Below are 20037 nucleotides of genomic sequence, written 5' to 3' on the forward strand. Positions count from 1 at the left end.
AAAGGTATAACAATGAAAACATGGATTACTCTGGCGACCCTACTTGCCACCTCATCCACATACGCCGCTGAAGTCATCACTTTAGCCGATGGTCGAGAAGTGAAGTTAAACGATGACTTTACTTGGGAATACGTCATGAAAAAACCTGCGCAGCAAGCAACAGAGACGCAAGCGACAATAGGCGCGGTTGAAACGATCGCAGCTCCCGCAATTGCGACAATTCCAGTTGTGACGAAAACTGTTGGCACTACTGTGGTGGTAAACGCCAAAAAGCCAACCATGCAGCTGTCTGACTCTGGTGTCGACGTACTGATTGGCTCCGCGAGCTATCAAGATGGTGAGCTCGTACTGCCAACGTCCATTACCAATCAAAGCTCACAATCGGTGATTCAAGTTGAAGTGGAAGTTCTGGTATTTGATATGTCTGGCCAGCAACTGGCGAAAGAAAAAGTCACAGTTTGGCAATCCATCAAGCGAATGGCGGATACTTACCTGCGACCACAACAAGCAGAACAGGGTAAAAGCATCAAACTGGCAGTGCCGCAGTCTCAGCAATACCAGTTTTCAGCCAAAGTGTTAGAAGTGAAAACTCGTTAATGTGATAACACATGTTTTGTCGAGTTCATATCTATCCGTTAGATAGGCTCGACAAAATAATAAATTGCGAAGAAGTGACACACACAACCCGCTAAAACGAAGCCGTGCCAAATCGCATGATTGAATGGAATACGCTTCGCAACGTAGAAAATCACCCCCAGTGAATACACAATCCCACCAGCTGCGAGTAATGTCAGTCCGCCAATATCCAAGTTGATCGCCAACTGATAAATCACAATCAACGACAGCCAGCCCATGACCAAATACGTCATCAAGGAAAGCTTTTTAAATCGGTAAACAAACGCGACTTTCATGATGATGCCGAGTAGAGCAATGGTCCAGATAACAATCATCAAACCAAACGCGAGCGGCGTACGTAAACTCACCAACAAAAAAGGCGTGTAACTGCCAGCAATGAGCAGATAAATGGCGCAGTGATCGAAAGTTTTTAGCCAGCGTTTGGCGTTGGGGTGCGGAATTGCATGATACAGCGTCGAAGCCAAAAATAGCACGATAATACTCGCGCCGTAGACAGCCATACTGGCCAGCGTCAGCGTATCAGCTTGCTGGTCTATGGCTTTGATTAGCAGCAGTATCAAGCCAACAATACCAAAAATCATCCCAATGCCATGAGTGATGGTATTGGCCAGTTCTTCGCGTTGACTGTATTGAGGTTTCTGCAGTTCAGACATCAATGCGCCTATACTAGAGTTTGAAATTTGCTCTAGTATGGCACATTAGGCTTACACGTGTAAGCTTAAATTAAGACTCATGAACGGCCGTGGTTTGATCGAGATAATTAAGTACAAGTTCGCCCACTTGATCAAGCTTAGTCGTGGCTGGAATGGTCAACTCTCGTTTGAGTTTTCCGCTACCCAGTAAGCTTGCGAGCATGCCACCCTCGCCCTTGCGTGTGCGGTCAACTTCAAACCATAATTTGAGTTCTTGCTCGCTACGATGAGCGACAAATTCTAACTCACGCCACACGCCATGGTATGGCCCGTCAGTCGGCACCATCTCAAATTCTTGCACAAATGGCAGGTCGAACCCTTTTACTTCCTCACACTCCACTTGGCGAATACGCAAACCTTGCGCTTCAAATGCGGATAACACCGCATCCATTAGTGGATCAGGTCGAACGGTGAGGATGTCTTTATCGGTCGGGTCTAAAGCAGCAGCAACGTCCAAGCCGGTTTCGAGCCACACTTTGGCGTCACCAATGGTGACAGGCGTATTCCAAGGCACATCGAGCTGAACATCGAAGGTACGCTCTTCGCCGGAATGGATGGTAAACGCATAAGGGAGGCTCCACTTAGCAAGCACATGAGTCTGAGGTACTCGGCGCATGCTGTGTCCTTCTCGCGCACCACGGTCATCAGGAGCTTCCGCGATATAGCGACAACACAGTTTTAAATCGATGTTGTCGATCGCTTGTTCAGTGGCACCACCATAAACATGGATAGACACATCCACACTTTGACCAGGATATAGCACGTCTTGATTTAGGATTGAGTCGACCTTAGCGCTCCCAATCCCAAAACTGGCAAGTGTCTTCTTCAAAAATGACATAGGCACCTCCTTCGTCGAGATCTCATACTACTACTGCTGATCGAGGGATCAAACAAAAATTGCCTCGATCATCGCGACAAAATGACAAAATCTAAACAATTCAATTGCTCAACTATCGACCAATTATTACAAGGATGCTAATCTTATACGTGATATGCATGCATATCGGTATTCCTGATTCATTAACTGGATTGGCGAGAGCCAGAAGAGTGATTCTTCAATCTTGTTGGAGCCTAGCTCATAATGATTCAGGCCATTACATCGGCAATGGATATGCCTGACAGTTAGGTAAATTAATGCGCCCAACAACAGTCAGGTTCGCACACACTAATACTAGTGCAATGCGCCGCCGCAGTGGCTTTACTACTGCACCAAAGGCAAAGCAAGTTGCGCCAGCAATGACATTGGTTGAGAAGACAGCAATGATGTCGAGTGTTCCGGCCAAAGTTATCAAAGCAGCTTAATCAAAAGCGCGGCGCCAGCTGCGCTTTTTTCTTTGCACGCGACTCAAACCACCTCAACGACTTAGAACAAAACACAGTGAAATAGATAGTTTTTCCTATTTGGTCTTCGCAAAGCAATTTGGTACCTTTACAGCTAATTACACCTATAAATTCTGTGGAGAAAGAAATGAAGTGTCATCGCATTGAAGAGCTGCTTGAGCTACTAGAGCCTGAATGGCATAAAGACCAAGAAATGAACCTACTGCAGTTCATCGTGAAGCTAGCGAAAGAAGCAGGCTACGAAGGTAAGCTAGAAGATCTGACCGACGACGTGCTGATCTACCACCTTAAAATGCGTAACAGCAGCAAAGACGAAATGATCCCAGGTCTTAAGAAAGACCAAGAAGATGATTTTAAAACTGCGATTCTGCGCGCTCGTGGCATCATCAAATAACCGGTTCAACAGCCCAGTATTCTTTAAGCGACTCCCTCAAGTGAGTCGCTTTTTTATAACTAAAATTTTTAGTCCCACAATTGGTTATAACTGTTCAGCCAATTATCAGGTTAACTGTACTGACTTTTGTTGTTAAACGTTGACTGCGTTAAAGAAAAGGAATTGTTATTGATTGTATAATCGCCGTTCATCAGTATTTACTAAAATAATTATGTCCGGTCATGATTTATGATAAGGACGAAGTAGCAATGTCATCGAGCGACATCAATAGAAATGACGCCGTACATTATAAAAGCCTAAGAAGGATGAGTGCATGAGTCAGGATAAGATCGATATCAAAGATGTGACTCCTAAAACCTACAACCCTAAGACTCATAAAGGGAATGGGGATCGGTTCAACCCAAGTAATCGCATCTATGTACGCGAAAGCAAAGGGACTTACCAGAAACTGCGTCGTTACGGTGGTTGGTTCTTACTGCTTCTCTTCGCTTTGATACCGTGGATCCCTTACGGTGAACGTCAAGCGATCTTGCTCGATATTGGCAACCAGCAGTTCAACTTTTTCGGTACCACGTTGTATCCGCAAGATCTTACCCTACTCGCCTTGCTATTTGTGATCGCGGCGTTTGGGTTGTTCTTTATTACCACCTTCTTAGGTCGAGTTTGGTGTGGCTATCTCTGCCCACAAACCGTCTGGACCTTCATGTATATCTGGTTTGAAGAGAAACTGGAAGGCAGCGCCAATAAGCGTCGTAAGCAGGACTCCAATAAGCTGACGGCAAATTTAGCGATGCGCAAAACCATCAAACATATCGCTTGGTTTGCCATTGCGCTCGCCACTGGTTTTACTTTTGTTGGCTACTTCGTTCCAATGAAGCAATTGGTTATCGACTTTTTCACTTTTAACGCCAACTTCTGGCCCGTCTTTTGGGTAATGTTCTTTGCCATTTGTACTTATGGTAATGCTGGTTGGATGCGTTCCATCATGTGTATTCACATGTGTCCTTACGCGCGCTTCCAGTCTGCCATGTTTGATAAAGACACCTTCATTGTTGGCTACGATGCAAAACGTGGTGAAAAGCGTGGTCCACGTCCACGCAAAGCCGATCCAAAGCAACTTGGTTTGGGTGATTGTATTGATTGTGATTTGTGTGTACAGGTGTGCCCAACAGGTATCGATATTCGTGACGGCTTACAATATGAATGTATTAACTGTGGTGCCTGTATTGATGCGTGTGACAACACCATGGATCGCATGGGTTACGAAAAAGGCCTAATCAGCTACACCACAGAGCATCGCTTATCGGGTAAGAGTACCAAAGTCATGCGTCCGAAGCTGCTGGGCTATGGAGCTGTACTACTGGTCATGATTGGTCTGTTCTTTGCCCAAATCGCAGCGGTAGACCCAGCAGGCATGAGTGTTATTCGCGACCGTAACCAACTGTTCCGCGTAAATAGCTCAGGCGAAGTAGAAAACACCTACACCCTCAAAGTAATCAACAAAACCCAGCAAGTGCAAGAGTACTCGTTGGATGTTGAAGGGCTATCCGATGTAAGCTGGTATGGTAAGCAGACAATTCAGGTACAGCCAGGTGAGGTATTGAACTTACCAATGAGTCTTGGCGCCGATCCTGACAAGCTAAACTCTGCGATTACGACAATTCAGTTTATACTCACCGATAAGAGCAACGAATTCACCATTGAAGTGGAAAGCCGCTTTATAAAAAAACTATAGCGTCTACTTCAGTGACTAATGGAAAAAGGCTCAGCAATGAGCCTTTTTGTTTATATGTCCCAAAGTATGTTTAACTTTGACGCCCTTACCCCAGATTTTATGTGGTACGCGTTAGAAAGCATCGGCGTTCGCGCAGAATCAGGCTTTCTTCCCCTCAATAGCTACGAAAACCGTGTTTATCAATTCACTGACGAAGAGCGTCGTCGTTATGTCGTCAAGTTCTACCGCCCTGAACGTTGGAGCAACGAACAGATCCAAGAGGAGCACGACTTCACTTTAGAACTAATTGGCAACGAAATCCCCGTCGCACCACCTGTGCGCATCAACGGTGAAACCCTGCATCACTATCAAGGCTATGCCTTTGCGCTGTTTGAGAGCGTAGGTGGTCGCCAGTACGAGGTTGACAACTTAGATCAGCTCGAAGGTGTAGGGCGTTTCCTTGGGCGCATCCACAAAGTGGGTAGCCGCCAAGCCTTCCAACATCGCCCAACGATTGGCTTGCAAGAATACCTGTATCAACCAAGAGAGATTCTGCAAAACGCCAACATGATTCCAATGCACTTGGAGAACAGCTTCTTCAATGACTTGGATATGCTGATCAAATCGATTGAAAGCCACTGGCAAGAAGGCTTCAATACCATTCGGCTGCATGGCGATTGCCACCCAGGCAACATTTTGTGGCGAGATGGCCCTATGTTTGTTGATTTGGATGACGCTCGTAACGGCCCTGCTGTGCAGGACTTATGGATGCTGCTTAATGGTGAGCGCCAAGACAAACTGATGCAGCTAGATATTGTTTTAGAAGCTTATCAAGAGTTTTGCGACTTTAACCCCGCAGAATTGAAACTAATTGAGCCACTTCGCGGTCTACGAATGGTGCACTATATGGCATGGCTAGCAAAACGTTGGTATGACCCTGCGTTTCCTCTCGCTTTTCCATGGTTTAATGAGCCAAAATACTGGGAAGGTCAGGTCCTTGCATTTAAAGAGCAGATCGCCGCTCTAGAAGAAGCACCGCTGTCTTTAATGCCTCAATGGTAAGTCAGGCCACAAATTCAAAAATGGAGATATTTCGATGAAAAAACTGTTCGCACTGTTTTCTATGCTGATGCTAAGCCTGTCGGCACATGCTGCGCAATTCAAAGAAGGTGAACATTACAAAGTATTGGATCTTGAGGCATCAAAAAAACCTCTTGTGACGGAGTTTTTCTCTTTCTACTGCCCGCACTGTAATAGCTTTGAACCTGTTATCCAGCAACTGAAAAAGCAGTTGCCAGAAGGCACTAAACTACTAAAAAACCACGTTTCTTTCATGGGTGGCAACATGGGCCCATCAATGAGCAAAGCCTACGCGACCATGGTTGCACTAAAAGTGGAAGACAAAATGGTGCCTGTGATGTTTAACCGCATCCACAATCTAAAGAAAGCGCCACGTAACGATGAAGAGCTTCGCCAAATCTTCCTTGATGAAGGTGTAGACGCGAAGAAATTCGACTCTGCATTCAAAGGCTTTGCGGTTGATTCCATGGTTCGCCGTATGGACAAGCAATTTGAAAACAGCGGTCTAACCGGCGTTCCTGCGGTTATCGTTAACAACAAATACCTAGTTCAAGCACAAAGCATCAAGACGATGGATGAGTACTTCTCTCTGGTGAACTACTTACTGACACTAAAATAAGCGCATCGATATCAATCAAAAGGGGAGCCCATCGCTCCCCTTTTGTTTATTTGTAAATCTCTTGTAGCAACCGATCTTTTTCTTGCCACACATCACCCAACCATTGCTGAAATTGTCGCTTATAGGGCTTATCGTTAAAGTAATCACCAAGCACTCGTTCATCGACGGGCAACACATTCACACGCACAACAACCTTGCCCATTCGGCCCATTAATAAATCCTTGAATGGCTTATTTGTATTTTCTGGGTACGCCAGAGTCACATCGATAATGTTCTCGAACTGCTCCCCCATTGCCGCTAACGTGTATGCGATCCCGCCCGATTTTGGTTGCAGCAAATATTGGTAGCTCGCCTTGCTCTTACGCTGTTTTTCTTCGGTAAATCGAGTGCCTTCGACATAATTAACCACTGTGGTTGGGGCATTTTTGAACTTGGCGCACGAGCGACGTGTCGTCTCTAAATCTTGACCTCGTTTGTGCGGGTTGCGGATCAGATACTCTCGCGAATAACGACGCATAAATGGCATGTCGAGCGCCCAACACGCCATCCCAATGAAAGGCACATACAACAGTTGTTGTTTGAGGAAAAACTTCGGCATAGGAATGCGGTCTTTAAACACGCAGCAAAGCACCACAATATCGGTCCAACTGAGATGATTACTGATCAACAGATACCACCCGTCTTTTTTCAGCGCCTCACCGCCCTGAACATCCCAGTCAACACGGTTAGAAACCGCCAGAATGCCCGCATTAACGGTAGCCCATAACCACATCACCTTGTTGGCACAAGCGGTCGCTTTCGCTTTTAGCTCCACGCTTGGAAGCAATACTTTAAACACAGCGATAATACAAATTGCGATTGAACACAGCGCAGAATTGAGAATCACAAAAGAAGCGTTAAAAAAAAATAACAAATATGCCAACATGATAGTCAAACAACAGTGATAATGTGTGAAGAATAAAACAGCGTGTAATTATACTGCGCCTTTGCCACATTGGAATATGCGTGGGAATGGTCAGATTTGTTACCTCAACCAATATTTGCACCACTCATTCGACAATAAGGAGATAACGAATGAAACCAAGGCTAATTCTCTTGCCTTTGGCCTTTGTCGTCAGTTCTGCTCAGGCTCAACTCGCTGAAACCGCAGGTTTTGGCGGTGAAATTTCGCTGAATGCCGGATTTGTATCATCAGAATCCAACTTCAATACGGAAAATAGTAACACCATCGATTCTCTCGATAAGCGCGCCGATAGTGACAGTTCCGTTATCGCTGCGCCGCTAGGAAGCATTACTTACACTTTTGGTAACCGACTCAATCACCAAGTGTACGCGGGTACCACACGTTCCGATGTCGCGGTTGGTACACTCGCTTTTCAGCTGGGCTATCAACACGAGTTGCCATCCGGCACCGTGCTCGATATTTCCTATCTACCGACCGTGCTCAAAAGCGAAACTTGGCGTAACCCATATCAAGTCGGAATCGCCCGTCAAGAAACAGATGTGGACGGCAATGCCTATCGCTTTCAAATCAAGGGATTGATTGATAAAAACTTCAACCTTGATCTCGCTTATGCTGAGAAAGACATTGAGCAAGAAGAAGTAACGGACCGTTCACTCGCTCGCGATGCGAGCCTTTACTACGTTAAAGGTGACTATAGGATTTCACTTAATCAAACATCCATGTTGCAACCGGCGTTTACCTACATTAATCAAGATGCCGACGGTAAGGCGGAATCATTTGATTCGTACGGATTTGACATCAGTTGGTTTAAATTTATCAACCGCCATCGGTTGGCCCTCACCGCAGGTTATGCATGGAAAGACTATCAAGCCGCTAGCCAAACTTTTGCTAAAACACGAAATGACGACACCGTCAGCCTATTTGCAGCCTATGAATATCAAAACGTATTTGACTGGCAAAACTGGTCGTTCATTTCTTTAGCCGGCTACAGCCAAACGGACTCAAATATCACGTTCTATGATGAGAAAGAGTACCTGTTGTCGCTCGGTTTAAACTACACCTTCTAACGTCCTTCATCGCAACAAGACACTTACAACACTTGTTGCGGTGATATTTGCACGTCTCTATACCGCTTGCGCCGTGAGTTGTTTCAATAAGCGATCCATCGCTCGATACCCAAGCGCCTCGGCTAAGTGCGCTCGTTCAATCTGCTCCGCCCCATCAAGATCGGCGATTGTTCGCGCCACTTTGATAATGCGATGATACGCGCGAATCGAAAGCCCCAAACGATGCAAAGCGGTTTCAAGAAACTCCGCATCACTTTTGTGTAAGGGGCAAAACGCCTCGATTTCTCGACTGCCTAACAGCGCATTGACCTTACCGCTGCGGTTCAACATATTGGTACGCGCATGATTCACACGTTCTTTAACGATAGCGGTCGGCTCACCGCGATCACCACCTTCTGCTAATGTCCCTTTGGGCAAAGCTGGGATTTCTAAAGACATATCAAAGCGATCTAACAGTGGTCCAGATAATCGACCAAGGTAACGCAAAATAGCTTGTGGGTTAGTGCGGGCTTGATTGCCTTCGTAATACCCTGTCGGACTTGGGTTTAGTGCACCAACTAATTGGAAACGAGCCGGAAAGCGTGTTTTACCTTGCGCCCGAGAGATAATGATCTCACCAGATTCGAGCGGTTCGCGTAACGAGTCCAGCACCTTTCGGTCAAATTCGGGCATTTCGTCGAGAAACAACAAGCCGTTGTGGGCTAAAGAGATCTCCCCGGGTCTGGGTACCGAGCCACCGCCAACTAATGCCGCCATTGAACTTGAATGATGCGGCGAACGAAACGGACGCGACTTCCAATTATGCTCATTAATTTCACTCTGCGTTAGCGACGCCACCGAAGCGGTTTCCATTGCTTCTTCGTCACTCATTTCCGGTAATAAGTCACACAAACGCGAAGCCAACATGGTTTTCCCGGTACCTGGCGGGCCAAGGAAAAGTAAGTTGTGGTTTCCAGCGGCAGCAATCTCCAGTGCGCGCTTGCCTTGTTGTTGGCCAATAATATCTTGTAAGTCTCGACCATGTTTTTCGACTATTTTGCGCTTAGGCGTTTGAAAAAGATTCAGCCGATATTGGCCACAAAGCTCGGCACATACTTCCAGTAGAGATTGAGCCGATTTATGTTGTTCTTTCCCCACTAGCGCCGCTTGATCGCCATTCACATGTGGGACCACTAAATGACGCTGAATCTTACTGGCTTCCAACGCAGCAGGCAGCACACCTTTTACAGGTCTTAGACCACCAGATAGCGCTAACTCACCAACAAATTCGTAGTTTTTAAGCTTATCTGTCGCGATTTGCTCCGAAGCGGCCAAAATCCCCAATGCGATAGGAAGATCAAAACGCCCTCCCTCTTTGGGCAAATCTGCTGGAGCTAAATTAACGGTGATCCGCTTAGCTGGAAACTGAAAATTAGAATTAATGATCGCGCTACGAACGCGATCTTTGGACTCTTTTACCGTCGTCTCTGGCAGCCCTACCAAGGTAAACCCGGGCATACCATTGCTAATATGAACTTCTACACTAACCGATGGCGCTTGCACCCCGACGCTTGCTCGACTATGAATGATTGCCAGCCCCATACGTTCCTCAATTTATTGAACACTCTGTAAACAAATGTTTTATCTAGTTGGTTATGTTATATACCGCGTCCCAATTGAGAGTTAATGTGAAAAAAGAATGACTTTTTGCTTGTCATGCAGCGGAATTGTGTGATACCACTAATGACGCAAACAATTTCGTAGAACATTACACAACATTTTTTAACGAAAAAAGAACGACAGACAGATGAACCTTTTCGCTCATATCAACGCACTGCTAGCCCTGATTATCGTGGTCATTATTGGCACCGCGCGGGGTATTGTGGGCGAAAGGTAACCACAAATTACAAAAAACCCCCGCACTGAAAAGTCCGGGGGTTTTTTTACAACTACAAGTTGTCATCTGTCTAACCCTCGGACAGTTTAACGGGAAGAATGGGAGTGCACATGAAGTGCAATAAATATGGCAATCGCTACGAGCCACAACGTAGCAAAGGAGGTTTACGATGACTGGTGCACAACTTGTCGTAGCCGCTTTAAGACAGCAAGGCATCGAAACCGTTTTTGGCTACCCTGGCGGGGCCATCATGCCAATCTACGATGCTTTGTATGACGGAGGGGTGGAACACATCCTATGCCGTCATGAGCAAGGGGCCGCCATGGCCGCAATTGGTATGGCTCGTTCCACTCAAGACGTTGCTGTATGCATGGCAACTTCCGGCCCAGGGGCCACTAACCTTGTTACCGGCCTTGCCGACGCTTTCCTTGACTCCGTACCTCTAGTTGCCATCACAGGCCAGGTTGCTAGCTCTCATATCGGTACCGATGCATTCCAAGAAATGGATGTGATCGGAATGTCCCTAGCCTGTACTAAGCACAGCTATCTCGTGACCGAAATTGAAGACCTAGCGCCAACGCTAGCCGAAGCGTTTGAAGTGGCCAAAACGGGTCGTCCGGGTCCAGTCATTGTCGATATCGCCAAAGACGTTCAACTGGCTCAAACCCCAACAGATCTACTGCCTCCATACGTAGCGCCTGCAATCGAAGATGTCAGCGCTGAAGACATTAAGCGCGCACAAGATGTACTGGCAGCCTCAACTCGCCCAGTGTTGTATGTTGGTGGTGGCGTGCAACTCGCTAAAGCAACCGATGCAGTACGCGAATTCCTTCGCTTAAACCCAATGCCAGCAGTTAGCACACTAAAAGGCCTCGGTACCATTGAACGCCATGACCCTCACTATCTTGGTATGTTGGGCATGCACGGCACCAAAGCCGCTAACCTAGTGGTTCAAGAAGCCGATCTATTGATCGTGGTTGGCGCACGCTTTGATGACCGTGTGACGGGTAAGCTCGACACGTTTGCACCAAATGCGAAAGTGATTCACATCGACATTGATGCTGCGGAGATTCATAAACTGCGCCACGCCAACGCACCATTGCGTGGCGACATCAACACCATTCTTCCTCAGCTAGAGCTGACTCAAGATATCTCACCGTGGGTACATCACAGTGAAAGTCTGCGCAGCGGCTTTAAGTGGCGTTACGACCACCCGGGCGAGTTAATCTACGCACCGCTATTGCTTAAACAACTGTCAGACATGATGCCAGACAGCTCAATTGTCTCGACTGATGTAGGTCAGCACCAGATGTGGGCAGCGCAACATATCCAGCCACGCGAACCACAAAATTTCATCACTTCTGCTGGCCTTGGCACCATGGGCTTTGGCTTGCCAGCAGCGATGGGTGCAGCAGTCGCACGTCCTGATGATCAGTCTATCCTTATTACAGGTGACGGTTCATTTATGATGAACGTGCAGGAATTGGGCACGCTGAAGCGTCGTCAGATTCCAGTGAAGATTGTCCTTCTTAATAACCAACGTCTTGGCATGGTTCGCCAATGGCAGTCGCTGTTTTTCGACGGTCGCCACAGTGAAACCATTCTTGATGACAACCCAGATTTCGTGATGCTAGCAAAAGCGTTCGATATCCCGGGCAAGACCATCACCAAGAAAGAAGAAGTGGAGCCAGCGCTGAAAGAGATGCTAGCGAGTGAAACTTCTTACATGCTTCACGTTTTGATTGATGAAGAAGAAAACGTGTGGCCATTGGTGCCACCTGGCGCATCAAACAGTGATATGTTGGAAAATACATAGGAGACAATCGCATGGACAGATATTTACTCGACATCAAAGCCGATGACAAACCGGTACTGTTGGAGCGCGTTCTACGTGTGATTCGTCACCGAGGCTTCGTGATCAAACAAGTCGCTGCTACGCAAAACCACGAAAGCAAAGTAGCCAGCGTCGAGATCATCGTCGACAGCGATCGACCAATCTCGTTTTTGATCAATCAAATAGAGAAGTTGTGGGACGTTCGTAAGGTTGAGGTGCTAAAAATCCGCAACGATGAACTGCCAAATCACAACTTACAACAACACGTAAGTGCATAAGGAAGGCAACAAATGGCAACGAAAACTGCAGATTTCATTTGGTTTAATGGTGAGATGGTTCCATGGGCAGAGGCGAACGTGCACGTTCTAACTCACGCAATGCATTATGGTACATCCGTTTTTGAAGGCGTGCGCTGTTATAACACACCAAAAGGTCCAATTGTCTTCCGTCACCGTGAGCATGCACAACGTTTAAAAGATTCCGCCAAGATTTACCGTTTCCCGATCCCTTTTTCTGTAGAAGAAATCATGGAAGCGACCCGCGAAACACTGCGCCAAAACAAACTCGATAGCGCCTACATTCGCCCATTAGGTTTTGTCGGTAATGTCGGTTTGGGCGTGTGTCCACCAGTTGGCACTGAAATGGATCTAATCATTGCGGCATTCCCTTGGGGCTCTTACTTAGGCGAAGAAGCGCTAGAAAAAGGCGTGGATGCGATGATCTCAAGCTGGAACCGCGCGGCACCAAACACCATCCCGACAGCAGCTAAGGCCGGCGGTAACTACCTATCTTCACTACTGGTTGGTGGTGAAGCCCGTCGTCACGGATACGACGAAGGTATCGCACTGAGCGTTGATGGTTACCTATCAGAAGGGGCTGGCGAAAACATCTTCGTTATCAAAGATGGCGTGATCACCACACCACCAGCAACCAGCGCGATTCTTCCGGGCATCACGCGTGATTCGATAATGACGATTGCACGCGATAAAGGCTACGAAGTACGTGAAGCCAACATTGCACGTGAAGCGCTTTACCTTGCCGATGAAGTCTTCATGACAGGTACTGCAGCTGAAATTGTGCCAGTGGCAACCATCGACAAAATTGAAGTGGGCACAGGTAAACGCGGCCCAATCACTAAAGAACTACAAGCAGCCTACTTTGGCCTATTTGACGGCACCACGGAAGATAAGTGGGGCTGGTTAGACTATGTGTACCCAGAACAGAAGTAAGAAGGATTTAAGAAATGCCAAAATATAGATCAGCTACCACCACACATGGTCGTAACATGGCGGGTGCACGCGCGCTGTGGCGTGCAACGGGTGTGAAAGAAGAAGACTTCGGTAAACCAATCATCGCCGTGGTGAACTCGTTTACTCAATTTGTTCCGGGTCACGTACATCTTAAAGACATGGGCCAGCTTGTCGCACGTGAAATTGAAAAATCGGGCGGCATCGCGAAAGAATTCAACACCATCGCGGTTGATGATGGTATCGCAATGGGTCACGGCGGCATGCTGTACTCACTGCCTTCACGCGAACTGATCGCAGACTCAGTAGAATACATGGTGAATGCGCATTGTGCTGATGCCATGGTATGTATCTCTAACTGTGACAAAATCACTCCGGGAATGTTGATGGCATCTATGCGTCTTAACATCCCTGTTATCTTTGTTTCTGGTGGCCCAATGGAAGCGGGTAAAACCAAGCTTTCTGATCAGATCATCAAACTAGACCTTGTTGATGCAATGATCCAAGGCGCGGATCCAAAAGTATCTGATGAGCAAAGCGAGCAGATCGAACGCAGCGCATGTCCAACCTGTGGATCGTGTTCAGGCATGTTCACGGCAAACTCGATGAACTGCCTAACAGAAGCACTGGGTCTTTCTCAGCCGGGCAACGGTTCTATGCTGGCGACTCACGCTGATCGTGAACAGCTATTCCTTAACGCGGGCAGACGCATTGTTGAACTGACTCGTCGTTACTACGAGCAAGATGACGAATCCGCGTTGCCACGCAACATCGCAACTTATGATGCCTTCGAAAATGCAATGGCACTGGATATTGCCATGGGTGGTTCAACCAACACCATTTTGCACCTGTTAGCTGCAGCGCAAGAAGGTGAAGTGGATTTCGATATGGAAGATATCGATCGTCTGTCTCGCCAAGTGCCACACCTATGTAAAGTGGCACCATCCACTCAGAAATATCATATGGAAGACGTACACCGCGCTGGTGGCGTAATGGCGATTCTTGGTGAATTGGATCGTGCTGGTCTACTGCACAATGATGCTCGCACCGTACTGGGTCTTTCAATGAAAGAGCAGTTGGCAAAATACGACATCATCCAAACGGAAGACGAAGAGGTACTTAAGTTCTACCGCGCAGGTCCAGCGGGTATTCGTACCACCCAAGCGTTTTCGCAAGATTGTCGTTGGGATCGCCTTGATGACGACCGTGCAGAAGGTTGTATTCGCGCGAAAGACAATGCCTTCAGCCAAGAAGGTGGCCTAGCCGTTCTATCAGGCAACATCGCATTGGATGGCTGTATCGTGAAGACTGCCGGTGTTGATGAAAGCATTCTTAAGTTTACTGGTCCGGCTGTGGTATTTGAGAGCCAAGAAGATGCGGTGGAAGGCATCTTGGGTGGCAAAGTCAAAGCAGGCGACGTGGTTGTTATCCGTTACGAGGGCCCTAAAGGTGGTCCGGGCATGCAAGAAATGCTTTACCCAACCACTTACCTAAAATCGATGGGCCTTGGTAAAGAATGTGCACTGCTGACTGACGGTCGCTTCTCTGGAGGTACATCAGGACTCTCTATCGGCCATGCTTCTCCCGAAGCCGCTAACGGCGGTGCTATTGGACTGGTGAAACCGGGCGATATGATCGCGATTGATATTCCGAACCGTTCAATTTCACTCGAAGTGTCTGAACAGGAACTTGCAGAGCGCCGTGCAAAACAAGACGAACTTGGCTGGAAACCTGTTGATCGTCAAAGAGAAGTTTCCTTTGCACTTAAAGCGTACGCGAGCATGGCCACCAGTGCTGACAAGGGTGCAGTACGAGACAAGTCGAAGCTAGAGGGCTAGCAATGATGGAAGCTCAACCCGAAAAACAAGTGAACCAAACTGGCGCAGATTATCTGCGCCAAATCCTTCGCGCACCTGTTTATGAAGTAGCAACAGTGACGCCACTGCAAGAAATGCCTCGTTTATCAGCACGTATCGGGAATAACGTACAGATCAAGCGCGAAGATCGCCAACCCGTGCACTCGTTCAAATTGCGCGGTGCATACAACATGGTGGCGAGTTTATCTGAAGCGCAGAAAGCCGCTGGTGTCATCGCAGCATCGGCAGGTAATCACGCTCAAGGCATGGCGCTGTCTGGCACTAAGCTGGGCATCAAAACCACCATCGTGATGCCAAAGACCACGCCGGATATCAAAGTCGACGCAGTACGCAGCTTTGGTGGCAATGTGGTACTACACGGCAGCAACTTTGATGAAGCAAAAGCAGAAGCCGAACGTTTGTCAGAGCAATATGGCTATACTTTTGTGCCCCCCTTTGATCACCCACTGGTGATCGCAGGTCAAGGCACCATCGGTATGGAAATGCTGCAGCAAAATGGTCACCTTGATTACATCTTTGTTCCTGTCGGTGGCGGCGGTTTGGCCGCTGGTGTTGCGGTACTCGTGAAGCAGTTAATGCCAGAAATCAAAGTCATTGCCGTAGAGCCGGAAGACTCATCTTGTCTTAAAGCAGCGCTGGATGCTGGTGAACCTGTCGTACTAGACCAAGTCAGCATGTTTGCCGATGGCGTCGCAGTAAAACGCATTGGTGAAGAGACTTTCCGTCTGTGCCAGAAGTACATTGATGGCCATATTGCGGTCTCTAGTGATGAAATCTGCGCAGCAGTAAAAGACATCTTTGAAGATACCCGTGCGATTGCTGAGCCTTCGGGTGCGCTTGCTCTGGCCGGTTTGAAGAAATTTGCTGAACAGAACAAGCTGAAAGACGAAAACCTAGGCACGGTACTGTCTGGCGCAAACACCAACTTCCACGGGTTACGCTATGTGTCAGAACGTTGCGAGCTAGGTGAAAAACGTGAAGGTTTATTGGCAGTGACGATCCCTGAACGCCAAGGAGCGTTCTTTGAGTTCTGTAACTTGATTGGCGGCCGTGCAGTTACGGAGTTTAACTATCGTTATAACGATGACGAACTCGCTAATATCTTTGTCGGTGTCCGTCTGCAAGGCGGTCAAGAAGAGTTGGAAAACATCATTCACGATCTACGTGAAGGTGGCTATCCGGTGGTTGACCTTTCTGACGATGAAATGGCGAAGCTACACGTTCGCTACATGATCGGCGGGAAGCCATCGAAGCAACTCAAAGAGCGACTCTACAGCTTTGAATTTCCAGAGTACCCAGGTGCCTTGCTGAAATTCTTAAGCACTCTTGGTACCCATTGGAATATTAGCTTGTTCAACTACCGTAACCACGGCGCAGACTACGGACGCGTTTTATGTGGTTTCGAGTTAGATGAAGGAGATTTAGCTCAGTTTTCGGCACATTTGCGCGAACTTGGCTATCAATGCAAAGACGAAACAGACAACCCGTCTTACAAGTTCTTCCTGTCATAAAACGCCACGCTCCAAACATATCAAATAAAACACCTCGCTATTGCGAGGTGTTTTTTTATGACTGTAACCAATCTTGATGTAGTTGATTAGGCGATCCTAGGTAATCCACCATCCATTGGATCAATTTATGATTATCATCTTTGCGCCAGACCAAGCAACAATGACTGAGCGGCTTATCATCTGGCATCACCTTCTCCACCAGCACACCATCATTGATCAGTGGCGTTGCAATATGACGTGGCATATAACCCACGCCAACTCCATTTTTCAAACATTCAATTGCACTGTACCAGTTGGGTAGTAACAATCGGCGTTGTTGAGGGTAATGGCCAGTATGGCGCTTTGGCAGCACGTTCGAAGTATCATCAAGGCAGATCGCCGGAAATTGACTCACAAACTCTTCAGTAAGCACTTGTTGGCGAACACAGGGATGAGCGGGAGACATCACAAATGCCCAATCCAATACGCCCATATCTTTGACTTCAAAATCCCCACCAACGGGAACCGCAGACGTAGCGCCAACGACTATATCAGCTCGTCCTTGTGCTATAGCTTCCCAAGAACCATTGAAGACCTCCATATTGATCTGCAATTCAGCAAATTCAAACTCGCGATAAAAATCTTCCACCAAAGGTTTTAGCTTCTCCAGTTTCACCACGTTATCTAAGGTCAGTTTTAATGTACTCTTCCATCCCTGAGCGGCTCGGCGTGTTTGTGCTTTCACCTCTTCCATTTGACGCAGCAAAGAGCGCGCCTCAGCCATAAAAAGCTCACCTGCTGGAGTTAACTCCACTTTCCTCGGTAAGCGTCGAAACAGCACCACATCTAAATCTTGCTCGACCTGCCTTACTCCATAACTGATGGCTGAAGGGACTTTATGCAGCACCTCAGCCGCAGCGGTGAAACTGCCTAAACGGGCAACCGTATCCAGCATTTCCAGAGACGCTTTAGAGAACATGATTTAACCTTTCAAAAAATTTGATTGATAACCAACAATTTTAGCGTTTTATTTTCTTAAAATCGAAAAATAGAATAATAAGGTAAATAAATCAGGGTTGGCGCCAACTGATGTTGATTAAAAAATGATTAAATAATTTGACTGGTTGAATCATGAAAATATCAAAACTACAGCTCATTTATCTGGCAGCATTATCGATGCTTGGCTTCGTTGCTACCGATATGTATCTGCCAGCATTCAAAGCGATGGAAATCGACTTTGCAACAGGCCCTGAGCAAATAGCGCTCTCTTTAACAGTATTCCTAGTTGGTATGGCGGTTGGCCAGCTAATGTGGGGATTGGCATCCGATAAATTTGGCCACCGCAATACACTCGCGGCCGGGTTAGTGCTGTTTACTATCGCGTCATTCGGTTTGGCTTTCTGTGACCAAGTATGGCAACTACTGACACTGCGCTTTATCCAAGCTATCGGTGTATGTGCACCAGCCGTGATCTGGCAAGCTATGGTCATTAAACGCTACTCAAGCAGCAGTCAGCAAATTTTCGCAACGATCATGCCGTTAGTCGCGCTATCACCAGCGCTAGCACCTCAATTAGGGGTAGTGTTGGCAGATAACTTCGGCTGGCACAGTATCTTTATTACGCTAACACTAGTTGGTGTCTTCTTGGTCTTTGCGACAATGGCCCAAAAAGACGAGAAAGCAGAAATCAAACAAACCAGTATGTCTGCCGATATCAAAGCGCTGCTAAGCTCTAAAAAATACCTTGGCAACGTGTTTATGTTTGCGACGGCTTCGGCTGCATTCTTTGCTTACCTAACTGGTATGCCAGAAATCATGGCGCAACTAGGCTATGAAGCAAAAGATATTGGTTTGAGCTTTATCCCACAAACTATCGCGTTTATGGCTGGCGGTTACTTGGGTAAAGTCGGCGTTCGTAAATTTGGTGATGAAAAAGTTCTACGTCAGTTGATTGGCCTATTTAGTGTCGCGGCAATAATGATATTCATTGCCTCACAATGGGAACTGTCTTCTATCTGGCCAATTCTAGCGCCTTTCTGTTTAATTGCGGTAGCCAATGGTGCGCTATACCCAATCGTAGTAAACCGCGCGTTGGCAAGTGCTAAGCAAAGCCCTGCAACAGCTGCAGGCCTGCAAAACAGCTTACAAATTACTGTGAGCAGTCTATCAAGCGCATTAGTTGCTGCAATGGCAAGCCAAGCTCAAATGGTAACGGGCGTTGCAATCATCATCTGTATGGGTGGTCTTTGGATGGGTTACATCTTATCTAACCGTGAATTGTCTCAGCACTTCACGACTCCAGACAATGCTCGTGTAGTGAGTGAAGACGAACTTTAATTGTTCAGACAATAAAAAAGAGCCGCGTAATGCGGCTCTTTTTGTTTATAAGCTTTTCAACCCCCACTTCTTGGCAGTCAGCTTGAAAAAGCCTTGGGTCTTTTTCAGCTCAACCCAATGGTTGATGTAATTAATCCATACTTGATCGTCTTGCGGCAATAGCATCGCAATTGGTGTCGGTTTACGCGGAGCGGTCACTGGTACTATCGCCAGTTGTTTAAACTTGTCCACCAACGTCGCTGCTTCCACATTGGACGTCACCGATACATCGGCCCTGCGAGCTAGTAATTCTTGGAAGTCGCGCGCTGGCGCTTCAATCACAATGTGTTGAGCCAGCGGGAAAAACTCTTTCACCATTTTTTCTTGCACCGTTCCTAGTGTCGCCGCGACTTTCACATCAGGCGTATTAAAATCTGCCCAATCAGAGAATTTGGCGAGATCTTTCTTTTGCACAACGGGTACAAAGGCAAGGTAGAAATACGGTTGGCTGTATCCAGCGACTTTCGCGCGCGACATATTCAGGGACGCGCTGCCAGTAATATCGTATTTGTTGGCGATAATGCCATTGACTAGAGTCTTCCAATCCGTGGCTACATACTCTACTTTTACACCGAGATCTTTAGCAAGCTCTGTCGTTACGTCGATATCAAAGCCACGATAACTGTTGGTTGCAGGGTCTTTCATCGTCATCGGATTCCAATCTCCCGTAGTTCCAACACGGAGAACACCACTGTCTAAAATGGATTGAAGACGGCTTTCAGCATGAGCAATTTGAGTTGCAGCAAGTAAACACATTCCTAGCGCTAGTAAAATCTTTTTCATTTTTATTCCCTTAAAAATAATGACCTTATGCGGTTTAATGATTAACC

Annotated in this window: 19 protein-coding genes; 13 read left to right on the plus strand and 6 right to left on the minus strand. The window is 47.1% G+C overall.

Going from position 1 to position 20037, the window contains the following annotated elements:
* Positions 1 to 12: 12 nt before the first annotated feature.
* Positions 13 to 597, plus strand: coding sequence for a DUF3157 family protein (locus tag L3V32_RS23025; protein WP_237285330.1), 585 nt, complete (start codon positions 13 to 15; stop codon positions 595 to 597).
* Positions 598 to 635: 38 nt separating this feature from the next.
* On the opposite strand, the gene L3V32_RS23030 is transcribed toward L3V32_RS23025, so the two are convergent.
* Positions 636 to 1289 carry a hemolysin III family protein gene (locus tag L3V32_RS23030; RefSeq protein ID WP_005394044.1) on the minus strand — a complete coding sequence of 218 codons (654 nt, stop codon included), beginning with the start codon at positions 1287 to 1289 and terminating at the stop codon, positions 636 to 638.
* Between the two features lie 70 nt (positions 1290 to 1359).
* On the minus strand, positions 1360 to 2166 hold the full coding sequence (locus L3V32_RS23035) for a sporulation protein (RefSeq protein WP_005394045.1): 807 nt from the start codon (positions 2164 to 2166) through the stop codon (positions 1360 to 1362).
* Between the two features lie 296 nt (positions 2167 to 2462).
* On the opposite strand from L3V32_RS23035, the gene L3V32_RS23040 reads away from it, so the two are divergent.
* The 5 genes from L3V32_RS23040 (at position 2463) to L3V32_RS23060 (ending at position 6476) form a co-directional block, all read left to right on the plus strand.
* A complete protein-coding gene (locus L3V32_RS23040; RefSeq protein WP_005379043.1) occupies positions 2463 to 2630 on the plus strand; it encodes a hypothetical protein in 168 nt (55 codons plus the stop codon).
* Positions 2631 to 2796: 166 nt separating this feature from the next.
* Entirely contained in the window at positions 2797 to 3063 is a 267-nt protein-coding gene (locus tag L3V32_RS23045) for a YihD family protein (RefSeq protein ID WP_048625604.1), read from the plus strand.
* Between the two features lie 313 nt (positions 3064 to 3376).
* Positions 3377 to 4798 carry a cytochrome c oxidase accessory protein CcoG gene (gene ccoG, locus L3V32_RS23050; protein WP_006742922.1) on the plus strand — a complete coding sequence of 474 codons (1422 nt, stop codon included), beginning with the start codon at positions 3377 to 3379 and terminating at the stop codon, positions 4796 to 4798.
* Positions 4799 to 4852: 54 nt separating this feature from the next.
* Complete coding sequence (locus tag L3V32_RS23055; RefSeq protein WP_237285350.1) at positions 4853 to 5839, plus strand: serine/threonine protein kinase; 987 nt, start codon at positions 4853 to 4855, stop codon at positions 5837 to 5839.
* A 34-nt stretch (positions 5840 to 5873) separates the two neighbouring features.
* Positions 5874 to 6476 (plus strand): thiol:disulfide interchange protein DsbA/DsbL, encoded by a 603-nt coding sequence (locus L3V32_RS23060; RefSeq protein ID WP_005379036.1) that lies wholly within the window; start codon positions 5874 to 5876, stop codon positions 6474 to 6476.
* Between the two features lie 46 nt (positions 6477 to 6522).
* Here the strand turns inward: L3V32_RS23060 and L3V32_RS23065 are convergent, their stop codons facing one another.
* A complete protein-coding gene (locus L3V32_RS23065; RefSeq protein WP_048625603.1) occupies positions 6523 to 7401 on the minus strand; it encodes an acyltransferase in 879 nt (292 codons plus the stop codon).
* Between the two features lie 149 nt (positions 7402 to 7550).
* Between L3V32_RS23065 and L3V32_RS23070 the strand changes: the two genes are divergently transcribed.
* On the plus strand, positions 7551 to 8507 hold the full coding sequence (locus L3V32_RS23070; protein ID WP_237285332.1) for a DUF2860 domain-containing protein: 957 nt from the start codon (positions 7551 to 7553) through the stop codon (positions 8505 to 8507).
* A 57-nt stretch (positions 8508 to 8564) separates the two neighbouring features.
* Here L3V32_RS23070 and L3V32_RS23075 read toward each other — a convergent pair whose 3' ends face one another.
* Positions 8565 to 10088: a YifB family Mg chelatase-like AAA ATPase gene (locus tag L3V32_RS23075; protein WP_104970002.1), complete on the minus strand. Its 1524-nt coding sequence runs from the start codon at positions 10086 to 10088 to the stop codon at positions 8565 to 8567.
* A 464-nt stretch (positions 10089 to 10552) separates the two neighbouring features.
* Between L3V32_RS23075 and ilvG the strand changes: the two genes are divergently transcribed.
* From ilvG to ilvA, 5 genes are read left to right on the plus strand one after another with little or no spacing between them, the layout of a single operon-like run.
* Positions 10553 to 12199, plus strand: coding sequence for an acetolactate synthase 2 catalytic subunit (gene ilvG / locus L3V32_RS23080; RefSeq protein WP_005394061.1), 1647 nt, complete (start codon positions 10553 to 10555; stop codon positions 12197 to 12199).
* An 11-nt stretch (positions 12200 to 12210) separates the two neighbouring features.
* Positions 12211 to 12495 carry an acetolactate synthase 2 small subunit gene (gene ilvM / locus L3V32_RS23085; RefSeq protein ID WP_005378958.1) on the plus strand — a complete coding sequence of 95 codons (285 nt, stop codon included), beginning with the start codon at positions 12211 to 12213 and terminating at the stop codon, positions 12493 to 12495.
* A 12-nt stretch (positions 12496 to 12507) separates the two neighbouring features.
* On the plus strand, positions 12508 to 13446 hold the full coding sequence (ilvE, locus tag L3V32_RS23090; protein WP_005378953.1) for a branched-chain-amino-acid transaminase: 939 nt from the start codon (positions 12508 to 12510) through the stop codon (positions 13444 to 13446).
* Between the two features lie 14 nt (positions 13447 to 13460).
* Positions 13461 to 15302: a dihydroxy-acid dehydratase gene (gene ilvD / locus L3V32_RS23095; RefSeq protein ID WP_074190055.1), complete on the plus strand. Its 1842-nt coding sequence runs from the start codon at positions 13461 to 13463 to the stop codon at positions 15300 to 15302.
* Positions 15303 to 15304: 2 nt separating this feature from the next.
* Complete coding sequence (ilvA, locus tag L3V32_RS23100) at positions 15305 to 16852, plus strand: threonine ammonia-lyase, biosynthetic (RefSeq protein WP_237285334.1); 1548 nt, start codon at positions 15305 to 15307, stop codon at positions 16850 to 16852.
* 55 nt (positions 16853 to 16907) lie between these two features.
* Here the strand turns inward: ilvA and punR are convergent, their stop codons facing one another.
* Positions 16908 to 17810: a DNA-binding transcriptional activator PunR gene (gene punR / locus L3V32_RS23105; protein ID WP_005394068.1), complete on the minus strand. Its 903-nt coding sequence runs from the start codon at positions 17808 to 17810 to the stop codon at positions 16908 to 16910.
* Between the two features lie 152 nt (positions 17811 to 17962).
* On the opposite strand from punR, the gene punC reads away from it, so the two are divergent.
* Positions 17963 to 19168: a purine nucleoside transporter PunC gene (gene punC / locus L3V32_RS23110; RefSeq protein ID WP_031780373.1), complete on the plus strand. Its 1206-nt coding sequence runs from the start codon at positions 17963 to 17965 to the stop codon at positions 19166 to 19168.
* 45 nt (positions 19169 to 19213) lie between these two features.
* On the opposite strand, the gene L3V32_RS23115 is transcribed toward punC, so the two are convergent.
* Positions 19214 to 19990, minus strand: coding sequence for a transporter substrate-binding domain-containing protein (locus tag L3V32_RS23115; RefSeq protein ID WP_046874590.1), 777 nt, complete (start codon positions 19988 to 19990; stop codon positions 19214 to 19216).
* Positions 19991 to 20037 lie beyond the last annotated feature (47 nt).

This window comes from Vibrio sp. J2-4, from assembly GCF_021728155.1.
In the GTDB taxonomy this organism is placed as follows: Bacteria; Pseudomonadota; Gammaproteobacteria; order Enterobacterales; family Vibrionaceae; genus Vibrio; species Vibrio diabolicus.